Annotated in this window: 14 protein-coding genes, 2 pseudogenes and 1 riboswitch; of the genes and pseudogenes, 10 read left to right on the top strand and 6 right to left on the bottom strand. The window is 39.8% G+C overall.

Annotated elements, in window-relative coordinates:
• Positions 1 to 64: 64 nt before the first annotated feature.
• Positions 65 to 236: riboswitch (Lysine riboswitch) on the bottom strand.
• 114 nt (positions 237 to 350) lie between these two features.
• The gene (gene nhaD / locus H5154_RS17695) at positions 351 to 1,598 is read right to left on the bottom strand and encodes a sodium:proton antiporter NhaD (RefSeq protein ID WP_145242276.1); all 1,248 of its coding nucleotides are present in this window, start codon (positions 1,596 to 1,598) and stop codon (positions 351 to 353) included.
• 178 nt (positions 1,599 to 1,776) lie between these two features.
• Here nhaD and H5154_RS17690 point away from each other — a divergent pair, with 178 nt between their 5' ends.
• The 4 genes from H5154_RS17690 (at position 1,777) to H5154_RS17675 (ending at position 7,100) form a co-directional block, all read left to right on the top strand.
• A complete protein-coding gene (locus H5154_RS17690; RefSeq protein ID WP_182719134.1) occupies positions 1,777 to 3,057 on the top strand; it encodes a hypothetical protein in 1,281 nt (426 codons plus the stop codon).
• A gap of 5 nt (positions 3,058 to 3,062) precedes the next feature.
• Positions 3,063 to 3,608 carry a condensin complex protein MksE gene (locus tag H5154_RS17685; RefSeq protein ID WP_149982697.1) on the top strand — a complete coding sequence of 182 codons (546 nt, stop codon included), beginning with the start codon at positions 3,063 to 3,065 and terminating at the stop codon, positions 3,606 to 3,608.
• Positions 3,608 to 6,385, top strand: coding sequence for an ATPase (locus H5154_RS17680; protein WP_182719133.1), 2,778 nt, complete (start codon positions 3,608 to 3,610; stop codon positions 6,383 to 6,385). The genes H5154_RS17685 and H5154_RS17680 overlap by 1 nt, the downstream gene beginning before the upstream one ends.
• A 169-nt stretch (positions 6,386 to 6,554) precedes the next feature.
• On the top strand, positions 6,555 to 7,100 hold the full coding sequence (locus tag H5154_RS17675; protein WP_145242267.1) for a DUF4136 domain-containing protein: 546 nt from the start codon (positions 6,555 to 6,557) through the stop codon (positions 7,098 to 7,100).
• A 55-nt stretch (positions 7,101 to 7,155) separates the two neighbouring features.
• On the opposite strand, the gene H5154_RS17670 is transcribed toward H5154_RS17675, so the two are convergent.
• Both H5154_RS17670 and H5154_RS17665 read right to left on the bottom strand, forming a co-directional pair.
• A complete protein-coding gene (locus H5154_RS17670) occupies positions 7,156 to 7,536 on the bottom strand; it encodes an SMI1/KNR4 family protein (protein ID WP_182719132.1) in 381 nt (126 codons plus the stop codon).
• 77 nt (positions 7,537 to 7,613) lie between these two features.
• A complete protein-coding gene (locus H5154_RS17665; protein WP_182719131.1) occupies positions 7,614 to 8,126 on the bottom strand; it encodes a peptide-methionine (S)-S-oxide reductase in 513 nt (170 codons plus the stop codon).
• Between the two features lie 203 nt (positions 8,127 to 8,329).
• On the opposite strand from H5154_RS17665, the gene H5154_RS17660 reads away from it, so the two are divergent.
• The gene (locus H5154_RS17660; RefSeq protein WP_182719130.1) at positions 8,330 to 10,186 is read left to right on the top strand and encodes a TonB-dependent siderophore receptor; all 1,857 of its coding nucleotides are present in this window, start codon (positions 8,330 to 8,332) and stop codon (positions 10,184 to 10,186) included.
• Between the two features lie 44 nt (positions 10,187 to 10,230).
• On the opposite strand, the gene H5154_RS17655 is transcribed toward H5154_RS17660, so the two are convergent.
• Positions 10,231 to 10,494, bottom strand: a complete 264-nt coding sequence (locus H5154_RS17655) for a YkgJ family cysteine cluster protein (RefSeq protein WP_145242261.1) — start codon at positions 10,492 to 10,494, stop codon at positions 10,231 to 10,233.
• A gap of 126 nt (positions 10,495 to 10,620) precedes the next feature.
• On the opposite strand from H5154_RS17655, the gene H5154_RS17650 reads away from it, so the two are divergent.
• The gene (locus H5154_RS17650; protein WP_182719129.1) at positions 10,621 to 11,793 is read left to right on the top strand and encodes an efflux RND transporter periplasmic adaptor subunit; all 1,173 of its coding nucleotides are present in this window, start codon (positions 10,621 to 10,623) and stop codon (positions 11,791 to 11,793) included.
• A 3-nt stretch (positions 11,794 to 11,796) separates the two neighbouring features.
• The gene (locus H5154_RS17645) at positions 11,797 to 14,976 is read left to right on the top strand and encodes an efflux RND transporter permease subunit (RefSeq protein ID WP_149982707.1); all 3,180 of its coding nucleotides are present in this window, start codon (positions 11,797 to 11,799) and stop codon (positions 14,974 to 14,976) included.
• 189 nt (positions 14,977 to 15,165) lie between these two features.
• On the opposite strand, the gene H5154_RS17640 is transcribed toward H5154_RS17645, so the two are convergent.
• Positions 15,166 to 16,104, bottom strand: a complete 939-nt coding sequence (locus tag H5154_RS17640) for a LysR family transcriptional regulator (protein WP_182719153.1) — start codon at positions 16,102 to 16,104, stop codon at positions 15,166 to 15,168.
• Positions 16,105 to 16,228: 124 nt separating this feature from the next.
• Here H5154_RS17640 and H5154_RS17635 point away from each other — a divergent pair, with 124 nt between their 5' ends.
• Positions 16,229 to 16,885, top strand: coding sequence for a nitroreductase family protein (locus tag H5154_RS17635; RefSeq protein WP_182719128.1), 657 nt, complete (start codon positions 16,229 to 16,231; stop codon positions 16,883 to 16,885).
• Between the two features lie 72 nt (positions 16,886 to 16,957).
• Here H5154_RS17635 and H5154_RS17630 read toward each other — a convergent pair whose 3' ends face one another.
• Positions 16,958 to 17,242: a hypothetical protein gene (locus tag H5154_RS17630; protein ID WP_145242251.1), complete on the bottom strand. Its 285-nt coding sequence runs from the start codon at positions 17,240 to 17,242 to the stop codon at positions 16,958 to 16,960.
• 887 nt (positions 17,243 to 18,129) lie between these two features.
• Here H5154_RS17630 and H5154_RS17625 point away from each other — a divergent pair.
• Positions 18,130 to 18,861: pseudogene (locus tag H5154_RS17625) on the top strand (MCP four helix bundle domain-containing protein); the annotation flags it as partial.
• A 339-nt stretch (positions 18,862 to 19,200) separates the two neighbouring features.
• A pseudogene (locus H5154_RS23450) lies at positions 19,201 to 19,329 on the top strand (methyl-accepting chemotaxis protein); the annotation flags it as partial.
• Positions 19,330 to 19,450 lie beyond the last annotated feature (121 nt).

Raw genomic sequence — 19,450 nt, 5'->3', positions numbered from 1 at the left:
GTGGCATTCATACCACGATAAAACAAGAAGAACTTGGCAAGGGGGTGCTCGATAAGAAAAGTCCACTGCCAGAAGCTCTCCACCTAATTGGTGACAGTTTTGAGGATTCAGCCCCATAAACCGAAAAACCACTGTGACGTCCAGTTGCTTTCCTCGGCGAGTACTTCCCTCCTTAATGATTACAGGCATACGTCGCCTAACATTAAGTACCTAAGTACCGCACCTCTTCTGAATGTTAGATTAATTACGTAAATTATTAGCAATTAAATAACAAAACCCGCTATTAAGCGGGCTTTGAAAGTTATCGTTTAGACGTCTAGCTGTCAAGTTGTTTTAAATAATAAAAGCAATTAAATAAAACTACCTGCTAAATACGATCCCATATAACCAATTGTATAAGCGATTAATAAATACACCGACATACGTAAATAACTCATAAAGGTAAGCGCTTTTACTTTACTCATAGCGATAATACCGGCAGCCGAGCCAATAATAAGCATGGACCCCCCCACCCCAGTTGCATACGTAAACGACAACCATTGTTGTGGACTCATCACTATTTCAGCTTTAAGTAACGCAGCCGTTAGTGGTACGTTGTCAACCGCAGCTGATAATATACCCATTAAATAATTAGCGTATTGTGCTGGCATTAACTCGTAAAGGTGAGTGAACTTACTGAGCATACCGACTTCTTTCAGGGCGCCTACAAGTAATAATACGCCAACGAAGAACAGCAAGGTGTCGTATTCTATTTCGCGAATATAATCGATGATTTTTTTATTCACATCTTTTTTGCGCATTAAAAATTGCGCTACTAAAAACATCAACGACAAACCAAATAAGAAAGTTAACAAAGGCGGCACATGATAAAGCACGCTTAACGTTAATGTCCCGACAATCGTTGATAAGAAAATCACTGCAATAGTGATATCTGTTTTCTCAATGCGACGGTCCTCTTGTTTGGTAAACTCAACTTGGCCGTTGAGCCCAAATGACAGCATAATGGCCAATAGCGCCACGCTAAATAACGCAGGCACAACCAACAATAGCAAGTGACCAATGGTAACTTTGTCATCAAGGAAAATCATCAAGGTAGTAACATCACCGGTAATTAACGACACTCCGCCCGAGTTCACACTAAAGATGATAAGCGTAGCGTATTTAATTAGCTTTTTCGGATCGAGTTTTAACGACATAACCACCGCAAGGGAAATTAATGTGGCTGTGATATTGTCTGAAATCGACGAAAATAAGAAGGAGAACCCGCCAATCAAAAACATCAGTTTGCGTTCGCTGATAGCACTGGGCATTATCTTATGCACAATATTTTGGATAAAACCTTTGGAGTTCAAATAGGCTACAAAGGTCATTGCAGCCATTAAAAACAACCAGAGTGTGGCAATCTCTAAAATATTGTGGTCAAGTTGATGTTGTACGTTTTCGGGGCTTTGCCCGTGAAGCGGCGAGATAAATAAGATAATCCAGCATAAAGTACCAAAGAAAAGCGTGGTTTTGGCCTTGTTTACATGGATAATATCCTCTATAACGATGAGCACGAATGCTAGCGTTATCAGGGTTAGGATAATTGCAGTTACCATGGTGTTTGAACAACCTTTATAAAAATGTAAAAATTGTATGTTATGAGCCGCAGGACGACACGGCGCGCAGTCTAGCACCAAAGAATGTGTAAAACTATTGTCAATTTGCTTTTCTACGACTAATCGCTGAGGCCTAACAAGCCGGCTTTACAAGATAAATTAGGATTTTTGGAGTTTTATGATCCCAGCTAAAAAGTTGCTAAATACCCTAACAGAGCACTGGGGAATGTTAGAGCTGCTATTTAAACGTTTTAAAATGGCTGATTTCAGCCTAAAAGACGTGCAAAATGCGATCAAACAAAAACAACCTACGTGGTCAAATGAGCGCATTTACAAAGAAACCAACCGCCTTTTAAACCAAGATATTATTATTCCCTTGGCTAAATCGTCACAACTTGAAATTAACCGTGCAATTGCAGATTTTGCCACTTTTTTATTGCAGGAAGAACATTTAGGCTTGGCGCAAGAAATTAGCGTGCTGGTTGAAGATTTAGCCCGTTTGGGTAACCGTTTAGACAATGCCGGTAGTAATGAAGACTACGACGAGATGCGCCGTTTTAGCCGCATTATGGATGATCGGGTGCGTAAAATAATGAAACTATTTGCCCACAACGAAAATGCCATTTTAAATATTGTAGAACAAGCAAAAGCTAATAATGCGGTGCAATCATTACAAAAGCGTTATCAAGCGGTGATTGAAGCGTTTGATGAATACATTGAACCAATGCTTGAAATGGTTGATATTCGTGGCGATTTTCATGCTTGTTTTAATACCATCGAAACACAAATCAGTACGCAAATCGAATATATTGAACGCAGCGGTAAAGCTTATCAAGATAAACGCATGCTTGAACGATTACGTACCCGAATTTTAGAAATGCATTTAGTTGGTCGCGAAAGCCTGCGTAAAAGTGCCGATATGCTAATGCCACTGCGTGAAGAGTTGCGCCGTAATAATATGATCACTCGTCAAGCAGCTAAAGTACTTGGTTTAGTACGTAAAAATGGCGTTGATAATATGCTCAGCGCCGTACAACCACATTTTGTCTCTGACACGCAGCGATTCTCATTGGGGCAACAGCGCCATATGGTCGCTTATATGGCTGCACTTGTTGAGTTTGAACACAGTGAATACGAACTTCCTGATCAACAAGATGTGCCTGCTTTTGTTACGCCAAATATTCCAGATTACAATAATGTTAAAGCAAACTTTAAAAAACGCTTCAATGCTAAACGTAAAAAGCCACAACCATTATTGACCTTTTTAGAGCAAAGCTACCCCGACCTTGAAGCTGACGAAATGCTGTTTTTATATCAAAAGCTGGTAAGTGACAGCGATATTGAAATCAATCAAAGCGATGAAAAAATGCGCGTAAAAATTGCCGGGCAACATTTTTCTCTTTTCCCTTTTAATTCTAAGCCTGTTGACTCTCAGCAAACACCAACAGTGGATGAGTAACCGTTATGACACAGATAAATTTAGATGAACTTAGTCATCTACAAGCAATTAATAAAAAATTAGTCACCGGCTATCACATTAGCGAACAAGACACCGTAATGTGGCAAGAGCTTGATCAACAAATTGATCATTACCGCGCATTATTCAGCGCCCTTGGCCACGATTTACAACATGACAGCCGTGGTTTTTATTACTTTGCCAGTGATGAAAGTACACCCAATATGGGGAAAATTTCCCGCGCGATTGCCTTAACCATTTATATCTTAATTGAGCACTATGCAAACTCAGGTAAAGACCCAATGCGTGCCTTATTTGATGAAGTGAATGATTTAGAACTGATGCAAACTTTAGTGCAAATGAACAAGCACTTATTTGATCAACTCGAAATTTTTTCAGGATCAGACCTACGTAAAGACGTGTACTTACGCATGATTCGACTTGGCCTTGCCCGTGAAGTAGAAGGCGGCTTTATGCTGCAAGCACCTATCTACCGTTATATTGATGCCTTAATGGAAGTAAACGAAGAAACCTATATTGGAGAGGACGAATAATGAAAAACCTATACGGCCTCAGTAAGCTGGCATTATTAAACACCGCCGGTTATGCCAAATGTGTGATCCCGCTTGATAAAAGCAGCTCAATTTGTGCACCAAATAACACCGGTAAAAGCTCGGTGATCAATGCTCTGCAATTTCCGCTTATTAATGATTTACGCCTAACAGAATGGGACGGTCATGATTTAGACGAAACCCGTAAATTTTATTTTTCGTCAGATCAATCCTATATTTTACTCGAAGCCGACCTACCCCATGGCCCGGTGGTGATTGGTGTAGCTGGGCTTGGTAAAATTGCCGGTTACGCACATCAGTTTTTTTGTTACCAAGGCAAGCTTGATCTTGAGCAGTATACTCAAGGTAAAACCATCATTAAGTTCACTAAACTGTTTAATCATTTAAAAGAGCAAGGCTTTAACCCTATTGAGCTTAAAGCGCAAGAGCTCAACGCACTATTAACGGGTGGTGCCACGCCATTTGATGGCGACATTAACTTAAAGATGATCCCGCTTAACAACGTGCAAGATTCGGCAATTTATAAAGAAATTTTCCGCCGTATTTTGAACCTGCATAAATTAGGCGCTGCCGACGTAAAGCGCTTTATGTTACGCGTATTTGAACGCCACATGTCAAACTCAAAGGTCGATTTTTATGAAGTATGGCGTCGCTCCTTTGATAAAGTAAACCGCGCAAAACGTGAGCTAAAAGCACTCGAGTCGATGCAAGAGCCTATCTGCGCCCTTGAATCTATGCTTGAAAACCAAACCGTACTCAAAGGTAAATTAGCCGCATACGCCCCCAAAATTGACCAAGCATTAATCGATTTTGATAGCTACCAAGAGGCGCAATTGAGCGAGCTTAATGTTGCCCTTGAAGACATTGAACACGAAAAGCACGAGTTTGAACAAAAACAACAACTTTATGTACAACAATCGCGCGATATTGAACGCAGGCAAACACAAATAGAGCAATGGTTTTTAGACTTTGGTGCTCTAAAATCTGAATTTGAATTGGTTAACATGGCAACCTTAAAAGTAAGCCTTGGTCAATTAAAGCAAGATTACGAGTCACTATCGCATTCTATCAACAGTGCACAAGGGCAAAGCCTGCATACTCTTGATTACCGTATTAGTGAAACACAAAAGCAGATCAAAAGCTTAAAGCTACAGCTTAAAAATCTTGAGTTTAATTTATTTACCCGTATGCGCGAGGATTTATCACTTAAAGAAGTTGAAGAGATCTCGCGTATTCTAAACCCTGACATTCTGTCATTTGCCACCACCAGTAATGGTGATATAGATATCACTGATGAAGATGCCTTTGGTGCATTTTTAGAGCAATTATCAGATAACGTGAAAGGCGGCGTGCTTACCCTGCCAGGCGCGACCATCAAGCTGAAAAAACTCTCACCGGTGCAGATGCAAAGCGGTGAAAATAAAGAGCAACTTACTGCGCAACTCAGCGCCCTAGAACAGTCACTCAATGAATTTAAGCAACAGCGTGATGTGGCCGCCAATGTGGCCGACAAACAAAAAGAAAAAGATGCCTTATACGATGAACTCATGGCAGCAGAAAGCGCACTTAAACGCTTTGAACAATTCCAGGTTATGCTGCAATCTATTGATGCACAAACACTCTTAAAAGAGCAATTATTGGCTGAACGCGAGCAAGTTGATAGCTACTTACAAGATATTCAAAATAACAGCGGTTCAATTAGTGATCGACGCTCGATTATTAAATCGAAAAAAGATTTAATTTCACGCCAAGCCGAGCGCCTACGCCAAGTGAAATCTGAACGAATTGACCACACGCTGGATTTATATAGCGGTAAAGTCACCCCGTATATGATTGATGTGCAAATTGACTTTGATAATCTCAGTGACTTAGTTCATCACTTTAATAAAGATTGCCAAGAGCTGCGTAATTTTGATATCAACGTTCGTAATACCTATTTGCATATTTACAATGCCGGTATTACCAAATTTGATAACGAAAATGACGAGTTTAGTAAATACCAGAAATTGATTGGCGCGTTCCATAATATTGATAACGAACGTGATGCGGTTGAACGCCAAGCCCGGGTTGCACTCACAGAAGTAGCCGCGACGATTAAGGGACTGCGTGAAGATTTAGACAGACTGCGCCGTGAAATGAACAGCTTCAATAAAGGCATTAGTCAGCATCGTATTTCAAACTTACAAGCATTTAAAATTAACGTGATACCACGCAAAATGTTGGTTGATAGTATTGATACCATAATCAGTACCTCAAATCAGTTTGAACAAGGTGATACGCTGGATTTACTCAGCCAAGAACCCTACAGTGAAAGTGCTGTCAACGAAGCAAAAGATCACTTAATTAAACTTGCCTCTGATAAAGCCGGTTTAACCCTTACTGACTTATTTGATATTCGCTTTGAAGTAGTAAACCGTGCAGGCGAAACCGAGCATTTTGAAAAAATTGATTCGGCTGGCTCAAACGGTACGCGTATCACCATAAAATTATTATGCGGTATGTTGTTTATCCGCTACTTATTAAGCGACCAAGAGCAAAACTTATACCGCATCCCGATTTATATTGATGAAGCGGCCGATATCGATCCGCAAAATCAAAAAGCAATTATAGAAACCGCACTCAGCTTTGGCTTTGTGCCAATATTTGCCTCGGTGAAACCACAAATTAGCTGTGATTATATTGTGCCAATTCGCTCCGTTAAAGACGGCGCCCAGAACTGGGTAGATGAAAAGGATTGGATAGAAGTAGAGCATGAATAAGACAATAGCCACGTTTGTGTAAATTAATGCATCATTCAGTCAAGGACGACTAGACTGATCAACATCTACTTTGTACACAAATTACAGGTAAAAAATAACATTTCCTTGAATTAATTCTATGTTATGTTATCAAACGAATAGTAATTAAATTTGCCAAGGAGCAAACTCCATGAAAAATATACTAATTGCAGCTGCTGTATTACTACTAGCAGCGTGTGCAAAAACGCCTGATATTGACTACGACAAATCTGTGGACTTTGGTAACTACAAAACGTTTGCTTGGTTTCCACAAGCAACCTTGGCTGACGCTGGTAACTATCAAATCAGCCCATTGATGGAAAAACGTGTGCGTGAAGCGGTAAATGCACAATTACAAGCAAACGGTATGACACCTGCCGATGAAGCATCAGCAGATGTGTTAATTAACTATCATGCCTCTGTTGATACTAAAGTTGACGTTGATACATTTAATGTAGGTTACGGTGCACGTTGGAACTACTGGGGCATGGGTTATAACACGCAAACAACAACCCATGAATATGATGTGGGCACTTTAGTGATTGATGTTGTTGACCGTGCCTCTAACCAGCTTGTTTGGCGTGGTGCTCGTGAAGGTCGCCTTCAGAAGAAACAAACACCTGAAGAGCGTAACAAAGCAGTGCAAGAAGCCGTTGCAACAATTTTAAGTGGTTTTCCACCAGAAAAACTAAAATAACACTTTAAATTAGCATTCAAAAAAGCTCACTATTTAGTGAGCTTTTTTGTAAGTCTTATGCCTCTTTTAGCACATTCGCCACAAATTCTGTGAACGAATTGGCTATAGGACTAGTAAAGCTAGCATTGTATACATTGCTTGTATCGGGTCTAATATAAATAGTACCATCTATATCGTTTGAAAAGACCATAAGAAACCCATATCTAAAATGTTCAGTGTGCTTATTTTGTTCGTAAATATCTAAACGTTTTATCTCAGGGTTAATCCCATAAATAGGCTCATCAAATATTTCTGCATAATTTAAGTTTACCAGGTAATCAAAAAAATCTTTTGGTAAATCAATATTTAATCTTGCTTCTAGATCATAAACTTTTTTTCTTGCTTGGCCTTGGCCAACTACACTAGAATGATCTTTCAACATTTCTACTAGATTCATAAGTCCTTCTTATAATTAATTATACATAGCATTTTTTATGAAAGTTAAACTATGCAGGTTTATTAAATTAGTAAATGCTAATCCGCCTTATATTTATGCAGTAAATCTAGCGGTATATGGCAGTAATCATCTGGATGATTAGTTAGTCGGTCTTGGTGCTCAGCATCACTGGGGACGTAATTTGTTAGCGGTTTAACCTGCACAGCTATTTTGTCGGCATCATCTCGTTGGCTGATATAATCGCTTGCTAACGTTAAGTGACTTTGCTCTTCACTATAAATAGCCGTGCGGTACTTTTCACCCACATCATCACCTTGCTTATTAATACTGTATGGGTCAATAATTTCAAAGAAATAATCAATTAGTTTATTAGGCGTGACAGCATCAGTATCACAAATGACTTTGACACACTCTGCATAACCATCGTACTCACTTTGTGTATTATCACTTGTACCATTAGCCCGCCCTGCTTCTGTAATAACTACTCCGGGTAAGTGCTTCATAAACTCTTGCACGCCCCACAAACACCCTCCCGCAAAATAAATAGTTTGCTGGCGAGCATAAAAGTTAGCTGGTTGTTTTTCATTCATAGAGGGACCTAATATATTTAACAAGCAAAGACAGTGTAATGCTTTCATTTTAAGAATGATTATCAAATGCAGTTTTTTCGAATTAATGTACAATAGCGCCAAAAATCGTGACTGTTTAATTTTGCTATTTTATCACGCTATAAAAAAGTGTTACGACTTTAATTTTTAGCGCAATCGCACATAAAGAATATGAGAAAAACAACATGAACCGTACCTCGCACCTTATTATACCCGCAGTACTTGCCAGCATATCCAGTGTTGCTTATGCGGCAGATGACTCTGAAGAATCGACAACCATTGAGCAAATAACAATCGAGGCATCCCCTACAGCAAATACGTTACCAGTAGGTACCTTTGACTCACCTATATCAAATTTAGAGTATGACCCTCGTGTTGATTTGCAATCGCGTAACATGGCAGAAGCACAAGCTGATGTTACTATTCGTGGCGGTATCTTTGAAAACACCGGTTTTAGAGTCGGCAGTGCTACTTTACTCGATCCGCAATCAGGCCATTATTTTGCAGAAATTCCTATTGCACCGCAAATGCTCACTGGCGCAAGTGTATTGACCGGTGCTGATAATGCACTTTACGGTGTAAATAGCTCAGTAGGTAGTGTGTCGTTTGGTTGGAAGCCAATTACGACTGGTGGCAGTGTATCTGCAGGAGTCGGCACTAACGACTTTAATTTACAGAGTGTTCATGCTGGTAAAAGTATCCCTTTAGATACAATCGCCGATTGGCGCCTAGGTTTTGAAGGTGAATATTCTCATTCACAAAGCGATGGCTCAATTGATTTTGGCGATCATGATTTTAATCGCGCTACTGCTCGTGTGCAATTAACGAGTGCAGATTCACAAACTGATTTATTTTTTGGCTCACAAGAGAAATTTTTTGGCTGGCCGAACCTCTATACCCCATTTGGCGTGAATGAAACAGAAGACTTAGAAACGCAACTGTTAATGCTTAACCATAAACAAAGTTATGCAACAAACAGTGAGTTTGAAGTATCGGCTTATTATCGAAAAAATAACGACCATTATATTTACTCTCGTGAAAACCCAAGCGCGTTTGAAGCTTTTCACGAAACAGAAGTTAAATCATTCGCCATCTCCGGGCGACATGCTCAAAACGATGTGTTCTCACTAAACTACTCAGCACAATTTATTGAAGATTCCATTGAATCAACCACGCTTGAGAATAACTTTACTTCGCGTAACTATTATAAAATCAGTGTATTGCCAGAATACACTGTGGCTCTTGAGAACAATCAGCAGCTAACAGTGCGTTTAGGCGCAGCCTTCGATGATACCAACCGCGATGACTCACAATTATCGCTGATAGGTGATATCACATTCAATACAATTAATAGTAACGCCACTGAGCGGACATTTTATTTATCCTACGCTGAGGCCAGTCAAGTTGCAGGTTATACTGCTATTGGTGGCAATGACTCTGGTGGATTGTTTAGAAGTAATTATAACCTTGAGCGTGAAACCACCAAAAACTTAGAACTGGGTTTATTACTAGAACAACAAAGTTGGCAGCTTAATTCGGCTATTTTTTACCGCCAAGATAATAACTTAACTGACTGGACATTTAGCTTTGATTCAACCTCAGCGCGTTTTGCCGAACCAGTTGATATTGATACCGCTGGCCTTGAATTTTTAGCCACTAAGCAATTTGAAAATACTGAAATTATAGCCAGTTACACCTACCTCCATAAATCAGAAACCTATGGCTCGCCAGATGTCGATGCAAGCTTTTATGCCTTAAACTTCCCTGATCACCGTTTAACTCTTGGTGCTGTATGGAGCCCTACGGATATATTAGAGTTTCGGATTGATAATGAATGGCGTAAACAGCATAAAAATGCCCTGCGACGCTCTGATGATGAAGCCTTGTTTACTCAGCTGACGTTAAAAGTAACGCCACCGATACTGCAAAACTTCTTTATTACTTTAGCAGCAGATAACCTTTGGGATGAATCGTTTGAGGAAATTCCAGGCACACCTGGGCGCGGTGAGCAATACACACTAACTGCAACTTATAGCTGGTAAATAAAAAATATGTATAAAAACCGCATTTTTAAGATGCGGTTTTTTTATGTCATTTGTTCAAGCTCGGTAATTAATTGCAGCGCTTGCGCATTCGTTGTTCCACACACATCAATCGTCGCACTAAAATCACTGCATACTTTTGGCCGCCTTTCATCACCAAATAACTTACATAAATTGTTGTTATCTAACTGAATACAGCGCTCTCCTGCTTTTTTGCCATTAGGCATCCCCGGAATTGGTGAGCTAATACTTGGTGCGATACAACAAGCCCCACACCCGAGTCGACACGCCATTGGTGATGTATTCATCTTTGCCCCTTTTGTAATCTATTTCGCTAATTTGTTAATTGTGTAATGACTTGTTACATCTTAATACGCCTTGTAAACACTTTATTCATTATAATTGCTGTGTCACCTAATTATGAGGAAAGCCCTGTGGCTACTAAAAAACAAATAATTCTACCTATTGCCGTATTAGTCGCCGGTGTAGGTCTTGCGGTTGCGTTTTCAGCAATGAAACAACCGCCAGAAGAAAAGCCAGCACAAGATACACGCCCTCTGGTATCAGTTAGCGCAGTTCACCTTGATGCAATTACGCTAGACGTAAAATCGTATGGTGTAGTAAAAGCAAAAGATCACACCCCACTGGTTGCGCAAGTAAGCGGTCAAGTGGTATTTGTCTCTGAGCAATTTGTGCAAGGTGGATTTGTCAAACAAGGCGATATTCTAGCACGAATAGATCCAAATGATTATGAAGCTGCGTTAATTGAAGCCCAAGCAGGCATGGCGCAAGCCAGCTCTGATCTAGAAATTGAGCGAGCGCAAGCTCATGTAGCACAGGCAGAGTGGGATCGAATAAAAGACGATTCAAATCAAATGATCCCATCTCAATTATATTTACGCAAACCACAATTAGCCGAAAAACTAGCGCGTTACCGTGCAGCACAGGCATCTGAAAAACGCGCAAAACGTAATTTAGAGCGCACATACATAAAAGCGCCTTATGATGCGATTATTTCTGAACGTGCAATTAGTTTAGGCAGCGTAGTTAATCCTGGAAGCCAATTTGGCGCTCTCAGTTCAACCTTAGTGGCTGAAATTCGCCTTCCTGTGGCAGATAAAGAATTACAATACCTAATCGATAGCGGTATCGGCGCGAATGTAACACTCAGTGCAGACTATGCTGGTAAGCCAACTACTTGGCAGGCAAAAATTGTCCGCAGCGAAGGTGTTATTGATCAAAAAAGTCGTATGAGCTATTTAGTGGCGCAAGTAAATACACCTTATGCCAGTGAGCAACCGCTGCGCTTTGGCTCTTATATCAATGCGACCATTTCTGGCCGCGAGCTTGATAATGCGATTATCGTTCCTCATCACTTAGTGAAAAACGGTAAAATAGTGGTAATGAATGATGATTTAACTCTTTCGTTCAAACCTATTAATATTATTAGAGAGCAAAATGGCATGGTCATCGCTTCACAAGGCTTAAATGATGGTGAGCAATTGATCACCTCGGCTTTAGATTTCCCAACCGAAGGCATGCAAGTAAAGCTAAATGACTCTGATAAACCTGCAGCTGCAACTCAACTTGCACTGAAAGAGGAATAGAGCATGACCATCCATAGCGAAAAAGGCTTAATTGCCTGGTTTGCTCGCAACCCTGTTGCAGCAAACCTATTAATGATTTTTATTTTAGTGGGTGGTATTTTAACCGCGTTTTCTATTCGCAAACAAATGTTCCCACAATTTGAAAATAACTGGATCAGCGTCCAAGCTGTCTACCCAGGTGCTGCCCCACAAGAAGTAGAAGAAGGCATCACCATCAAGGTAGAAGAAGCTCTCGAAGGCCTAGAGGGTATTAAACGGAAAATTACTTATTCAAACCGCGGTTATTCTCAAGCGTGGATCGAAATTGAAGAAAAATATGATACTAAAGAAGTGCTCGATGAAGTAAAAATGCAGGTTGATGCAATCAACACCTTCCCTGCAGACATGGAGCGTCCTATTGTGCGCCATGATAAGTTTGAGCAAGAAGTAATGATCCTCGCCTTATACGGTGACATGAGCAATTATCAGCTCAAAGAACTTGGCAACAATATCAAAGACGAACTGCAAGCACTGCCACAAATTAACTTAGTTGAATTTAATGGTGGCCTTGATTATGAAATTGGTATTGAAGTTAGCCCTGATAAACTTCGTGAGTATGGTTTAACTTTTAGAGACATTGCGAATGCAGTGCGTGCTTTTTCAGCCAATATGTCTGCAGGTCAGATTCGCTCTGAAAACGGCTATATTTCGATGCGGGTTGAAAAACAAGCTTACCGAGGGGATGAATTTGCCAAACTGCCATTGATATTACTACCAGATGGTGCACAAGTGTATTTAGGCGATGTAGCAACCATTAACGATGGCTTTGCAGAAGGCTTACAATACTCTAAATACAATGGTAAAAATTCCTTGTCGTTTGAAGTAAATGCCTCAAAAGATCAAGATATTACCAAAGTTGCAAAAGTTCTTAAGCAATACCTTAATGATAAAGCAGGTCAACTTCCAGCGGGTGTTAAACTCACGCCGATTGTCGATTTAACCTACTACCTAGAGGGTCGATTAGACATGATGATCGACAACATGGTGTGGGGTGGTCTATTGGTTATGGTGGTACTTGCGCTATTTTTACCCCTACGCTTAGCATTTTGGGTGATGATGGGTTTACCTGTGTCATTCCTTGGCGCGTTTTTAATGATGCCGATGGGCTTTTTAGATGTCACCATCAACTTAGCATCACTATTTGCCTTTATATTAGTGCTAGGTATTGTGGTTGATGACGCCATCGTCGTAGGTGAATCAGCCAGTGCTGAAATTGAAAAACATGGCCACTCTCTTGATAACGTAGTACGTGGTGTTAAGCGCGTCGCAATGCCTGCCACCTTCGGTGTCTTAACTACCATCGCTGCTTTTTTACCGCAAACTTTAGCAAGTGGCCCTGGTGCTGCGTTTTCAAAAGCCATTGGCGGGGTTATTATCCTGTGTTTGATTTTCTCTCTGATTGAATCAAAACTTATTTTACCAGCCCACATAGCAGCAATGAAACACCGAGAACCAAATCCGAAAAACCCATTACATCGCCTCCGTAAAGTGATGGATGGCGGTTTAAAACGGTTTGTTGATAACTATTACACGCCATTTATTGGCCATTGTATTCATTATCGTTATACCGTAATTATTGGTTTTATTTGTGTATTAATTGTCAGTGCTGGGATGTTTGCCGGTGGTTTAGTGAAGTTTGTAGCGAACCCTAAAATTCCTCATGACTTTCCACGTATCTCAGTCGAAATGAACTTAGCATCGTCTGAACAAGCAACCCTAGAAACCGCGCAAAAAATAGAGCAAGTTATTATCAATGTTGATAAACAACTTAAAGAGCAATATGGCACAGCTATGGTACGCGATCTTTCCGTTAGCTTACGTGGACGTACCGATGCCAGTATTATGGCGGTATTAATTGATCCTGAGTTACGCCCTATCGATACCTTTGCATTGAGCGCACTATGGCGTGAACAAATGCCTCCTTTACCGGGCGTGAAAACACTAACCATTCAAGACAGTATTATGAATGGTGGTCGAGACGACGGTGATGTGAGCTTCCGCCTAGAAGGAAAGGATGCCAAACAACTAAAAGAAGTAGCAGCAAAACTTAAAGAAAAACTCAACACCATGGAAGGTGTGGGTGATGTAAATGACTCAATGCAAAGCGCTACAGATGAAGTACAGCTTGACTTAAAACCACTGGCGTACAGCATGGGTTTAACCCTTGCCGATGTTGCCTCACAAGTCAGCTTTAGTTACTACGGCCTTGAAGCACAGCGTATTCTACGTGACGGCGAGGAAGTGAAAGTAATGATCCGCTACCCTGAAGAAGCACGTAACTCGATCAGCGATATCGCCAGTGCTCGTATCATTACACCTAGTGGCGCAGAAGTACCTTTGGCTGAAATTGCCGATGTAAAACTGGTTGATGGTGTAAACCGTATTCGCCGCGAAAACTCAAAGCGTACTGTTAACGTATGGGCTGCGGTTGATACCGACCAAGTTGAACCTTTTGCCATTGCTGAAGAAATACGTGATGAGTACTTACCGGCACTACTGAAAAACTACCCAGGTGTACAAAGTAGTGTTGCTGGACGTATTCAAGAAGAAATGGATAGCGTTGCTGAGCAAGTGCGTGATTTTGCACTTTCAATGATGATTATCTTCGCGTTATTGGCAATCCCACTACGCTCATACTCACAACCATTGATTATTATGTCAGTGATCCCATTTGGGGTTATTGGTGCCATGTTTGGCCATATGATTTTAGGCATGACTATGAGTGGCTTATCAATTTTCGGGATCATTGCTGTAGCCGGTGTTGTTGTGAACGATTCATTAGTAATGGTGGACTTTGTTAATAAAGCACGTGCTGACGGTGTAGCAATTAAAGACGCAGTAATGCAAGCTGGTGCACGTCGTTTTAGAGCGATTATGCTCACCTCAATCACTACCTTTATTGGCGTGTTACCGATTATTATGGAAACCAGCCTACAAGCCAAAATTGTCATCCCAATGGCAGTATCACTGGCCTTTGGTGTGTTATTTGCCACGGTGATCACGCTGATCCTGATCCCATGTCAATATGTCGCACTAGAAGATGCTAAACGATTAATTCGTAAATGGCGTGGAAAAGAAGCGCTGGTAGATGGTGAATCAATTCATAGCAAAGTGAATACTATAATAAACCGCTCACCTTTATAAAATTTGATATCCCAACCAACTAGCCCGAGCTGTATACAGTTCGGGCTTTTTTATTTGAATCAAAAAACGTTGAAGGAATTATCTTTAAACGAAATCGTAGAAAATATAAATAAAAATGCCTCTGCAAAAAAATAGTCAATCCCTTTTGATGTTGAATTGACTGATTTTATTGCAGAGTGTGTTAGGTAATTAATTTTCCAGAACACTAGGTTCAAGTATACCTTTATCAATTAGTTGGCTTATCATCGTACGTGCTTTTTCTCTGCATACATCACGCAATAAACGCACTGCAGGCGTTATTGATTGACGGCTTGGACAAATTAACCACAGCTCACCACAGGTATGCTGGTAATTATTCATCACTGTAACTACCCTATCGTGAAGTAGATCATCAGCAATATCTAATGCCGATTTTACGGCAAGCCCTTTGCCAGCAACACACCAGCGCCTTACTAAATCACCATCATTAGAGGCGCGCTTGCCTTGCATTTTTACTTTGTATTTTTTTTGCCCGTCGGTGAATTCCCACACGTTATTGATAATATCTTGCAGTTGATAAAATAACCCTTGATGCTGTGCTAAATCATCTGGGTGCATAGGCGCACCATAGCGTTTTATATAGTCAGGTGAGGCGCATAACAAACGTGGAATATTACAAATTTTAAATCCGTAAACATTGGCATCAGTTGGCGAGCCATAACGCAGTGCTATATCCACCGAATCTCGGTAGAAATCCACGTTACTATCACTAATATGTGTGCGCAGGCTCACCTTCGGGTAACTATCCATAATTTCATCAATCCAAGGGATCACTAAATTACGGCCAAGATCAGAAGATAATGCAACCCTTAACTCACCTTCAATCTCATCATGTTCGCCTTTTAGGTTCTGCCGAGCTTGCTCAAGTATCGCTATTGCTTGCTCACACTGTGGGATATAGCGCTCCCCTGCGGCAGAAAGCCTTAGATGACGTGTTGTGCGCACAAATAGGTCTACACCTAATGTTGATTCCACCCGTTTGATAGCAGCACTGGCGGTTGCTGTACGCATATCAAGTTTTGCCGCTGCAAGGGTAATACTTTTAAATTCAGCGACTTTCAAAATAAGTTTTAAATCGTCAATCTGCATATTATCTAAATATATTTGATAATGATTCAATAATTATGCTGTTTATCAAAAGTAATGCAAGCGCTATCATCTGCCTCATTCAACGGCTTTGATTAAATAAAGCTATTCGCTACAGGAACCAATTATGACACACCCGATTATTACCGACTTAGAAGCGCGTTACACAGCAAAAAAATATGATGCAACTAAACGTGTATCGGCAGAAGATTTAGCTGTGATCTATCAAGCCATGCGTTTATCTCCGTCATCAATTAATTCGCAGCCATGGAAATTCATTGTTATTGAGTCTGAGCAAGCAAAACAACGTATGCATGATACTTTCGCTAACAAGTTTCAATTTAATCAGCCGCATATTAAAACTGCATCACACATTATTTTGTTTGCTTACAACCCGAAATACACCAGAGAAGATTATGCAAAAGTGATTGACACTGATATCGCCAATGGCCGTACGCCAGCAGAAAATCGCGAGCAAGCCTTTGGCGCATACGCATTTGTTGACTTAAATACTGACGCATCTGGCAATAATGCCGCATGGACCAAAACACAAACTTACCTTGCACTTGGTAATACTATGCATGCTGTTGCGCGCTTAGGTATTGATTCAACACCAATGGAAGGCGTAGATAGCGAGCTAATTAGTGAACTTTTTGCGGATGAGTTAGATGGTTATATTTGTGAAGTCGCACTTGTCATTGGTTATCACGAAACACAAACCGACTATAATGCTAAGCTTCCAAAATCACGTTTGAGTCAAGATCAAATTATTCAAGTGGTTTAAGTTTTACATTACCGGTTAAGAAGAGCCTGTTACAGGCTCACTTTAACAAGCTTTTTTGCATTATAGCCTCTGCTATGTGCTCTCTTTAGCAGCTCCACAAACAATTTTTTCTTCGCCAAGATGATATATATTATTTATTGCTACATAGGCGCCAGATACAACGCCTGTAATAGGGACTAATAATATCCCACTAATTGAATAGTAGGTATTGGTATCCTCAAAGCCATTAATTATTTTCAATGTCTTACGGTCAGAAGATATTTCACATTTATTAACTGCTGACATGTCCTTAGTTGGTACAACGATACAGCCTGATAACATCGTCAAAGTAAAACATATAGTCGTAACTAATTTCATCTTGTAACATCCTCGTTTTTAATTGTCATATAGAAACCATAAAAATTAATATTTATAGATTGTTGGGTAACTATCTTATAAATACTTTACTAAACAAAGTATGCGCTCCACGCAACCTGTTAGTAAATAATGGTAAAAAATTTTTATCTAAGAAAACCGCTTTTTACAGGCTTGCCTCCATAACTCCCCGCAAACCTTGCACATATAAATCAAGCTTATAGGTTCAATTTTCACTAATAAACATGCACATCAGACACAATACTATGCACCGTTTTATATTGAGGAAACTTATCTAAAATTTTCTTGCAATAACAATAGCATAGATGGGCAACTTACTTTAGCAGTGATTCTGTTAAAGAAATCAAATAAAAACCAATAAAGAAACTATTAATTTAACAAAGGTAATGAATTGCAATCAAATTGTAAGCAGTAATGTATTTAGAAAAGTAACTTATTCAGTTAATTATTATATTTAATTCAGGTATAGAAACAACGTCAAACCATAGTATATAATAGTACAATTAAAATTAACTTTGATAAAAATCAAATTTAGATGTCTTAAGTATGGCTGTTACGACTCATATTAATTATTTTTATATGGAGCCTAAAACCCGTAAAATCTAATTACAAAGCATTAAAAAAGTATTTTTGTACAATGTTACTTTTTAGGCTAATTAAAGAGTTTTAAATAGATCAATGACAACCACATTACTAGATCACACTCATTTAAAAGTATCATTGAATGATATTTAGAACTGATCGTTATCAGTACACAAATCCACCCGGTTATTGCAGCATGCTATTAAATACTGCAATAAATATAAAATATTTATATAGGTACACGATGATCAGAAATATAAAAATAGGCATGCGCTCAGCCTTGGCATTTGGGATTTGGGATTTTGAGTTTGATTACTCTGATTCTAGGGGTATTTTCCATTATGCAATTATCAAAATTGAACTCTATATCAGATGTCATTAGCCTGCATCGAATTCCAGCACTCACAACAGCGGTTGAGTTAGAACGATACTCAATGCATACACAGCTATTGATTACTGAACTTTCTGACACTAAAACTCAACAAGAACGAAATGATATACAACGACAATTAGACAAAGAAGAACGTGACTATAAAAGTGCAGAAAAACGCATGGCAGCTTTAGTTCGTTCAGATGAGGCGAAGAGGCAACTTGATAACGTTATAAATTTGCATGATGAATTTACTGCAACATTTACTAAGTTGTTTCGACTTTATGAGCAACAAAATGAAGAGGAAGCGTTAACTTTTCGACGTAAAAAAGTTATGCCAGCTGCTGAGCTGTTAATATCTGAATTAGAGAAATTATCTCAATATCAAATTCTTCGAGCTAATCAGATAAATGATGAAGCAACGCAAACATACCTTAATTCAAAAGCAGCACTTATTAGTGGCATTGTGATTACTTTAGTGTTGCTTAGTGTTATTGCTTTCTTTTACAGCCGCAGCTTAACACTCCCGTTACGTTATGCTGTTGCAGTTGCAAGACGCGTGGCCAAAGGCGATTTAACTGAAAGAATTAATGATTCTCACAGCGATGAAGCGGGTGAAATGCTTCAAGCATTAGCTGACATGCAAAATCAATTACGCGAAACACTTTCACAAATTGGTGGGTCGTCTCAGCAACTGGCTACAACCTCTGAACAGTTAACGGTTGTAACTAACCAGTCTACACAAATTGCAACCCAACAAAGAGATCAGCTAGAGCAGGCAGCTACGGCGGTTAATGAACTAACAGCAGCCATTGAAGAGGTTGCGCGTAGTGCAAACTCTACGAGTGACAATGCTGAGGTTGCGGATGAAAAAGCACAGTTAGGCCAGGCTAAAATAAACGAAACCATCAAAACAATAGGTTCATTGGTTTCAGAGATCCAAAACTCAGCAGCTGGTATTACCACCTTAGCCGCAAATATAAAAAATATAGAGTCAGTACTTGATGTGATTAGAGCGATAGCAGATCAAACGAATCTGTAAGCGTTAAATGCCGCTATCGAAGCTGCACGCGCTGGAGAGAGTGGTCGCGGTTTTGCTGTCGTAGCTGATGAAGTAATACCAATCTGCATAAAGATTAAGTCAATTTTATCCAGTCTCTAGAGCATATGCTTTTAACCGTATCAGGAACAGAAATGAATTTATTCCACGCTTGCGAAACCTGTTCGACTATTTCTTC

It is taken from the genome of Pseudoalteromonas sp. SR44-5 (assembly GCF_014163675.1).
GTDB lineage: Bacteria > Pseudomonadota > Gammaproteobacteria > Enterobacterales > Alteromonadaceae > Pseudoalteromonas > Pseudoalteromonas rhizosphaerae.
The sequence above is the reverse complement of the archived record's forward strand: the minus strand, read 5'-3'. Positions and strand labels throughout refer to the sequence as shown.

What these genes read in the sequence shown, in the direction of transcription:
- nhaD (WP_145242276.1), bottom strand. Translation starts at nt 1,598, where the DNA reads ATGGTAACTGCAATTATCCTAACCCTGATAACGCTAGCATTCGTGCTC.
- H5154_RS17690 (WP_182719134.1), top strand. Translation starts at nt 1,777, where the DNA reads ATGATCCCAGCTAAAAAGTTGCTAAATACCCTAACAGAGCACTGGGGA.
- H5154_RS17685 (WP_149982697.1), top strand. Translation starts at nt 3,063, where the DNA reads ATGACACAGATAAATTTAGATGAACTTAGTCATCTACAAGCAATTAAT.
- H5154_RS17680 (WP_182719133.1), top strand. Translation starts at nt 3,608, where the DNA reads ATGAAAAACCTATACGGCCTCAGTAAGCTGGCATTATTAAACACCGCC.
- H5154_RS17675 (WP_145242267.1), top strand. Translation starts at nt 6,555, where the DNA reads ATGAAAAATATACTAATTGCAGCTGCTGTATTACTACTAGCAGCGTGT.
- H5154_RS17670 (WP_182719132.1), bottom strand. Translation starts at nt 7,536, where the DNA reads ATGAATCTAGTAGAAATGTTGAAAGATCATTCTAGTGTAGTTGGCCAA.
- H5154_RS17665 (WP_182719131.1), bottom strand. Translation starts at nt 8,126, where the DNA reads ATGAATGAAAAACAACCAGCTAACTTTTATGCTCGCCAGCAAACTATT.
- H5154_RS17660 (WP_182719130.1), top strand. Translation starts at nt 8,330, where the DNA reads ATGAACCGTACCTCGCACCTTATTATACCCGCAGTACTTGCCAGCATA.
- H5154_RS17655 (WP_145242261.1), bottom strand. Translation starts at nt 10,494, where the DNA reads ATGAATACATCACCAATGGCGTGTCGACTCGGGTGTGGGGCTTGTTGT.
- H5154_RS17645 (WP_149982707.1), top strand. Translation starts at nt 11,797, where the DNA reads ATGACCATCCATAGCGAAAAAGGCTTAATTGCCTGGTTTGCTCGCAAC.
- H5154_RS17640 (WP_182719153.1), bottom strand. Translation starts at nt 16,104, where the DNA reads ATGCAGATTGACGATTTAAAACTTATTTTGAAAGTCGCTGAATTTAAA.
- H5154_RS17635 (WP_182719128.1), top strand. Translation starts at nt 16,229, where the DNA reads ATGACACACCCGATTATTACCGACTTAGAAGCGCGTTACACAGCAAAA.
- H5154_RS17630 (WP_145242251.1), bottom strand. Translation starts at nt 17,242, where the DNA reads ATGAAATTAGTTACGACTATATGTTTTACTTTGACGATGTTATCAGGC.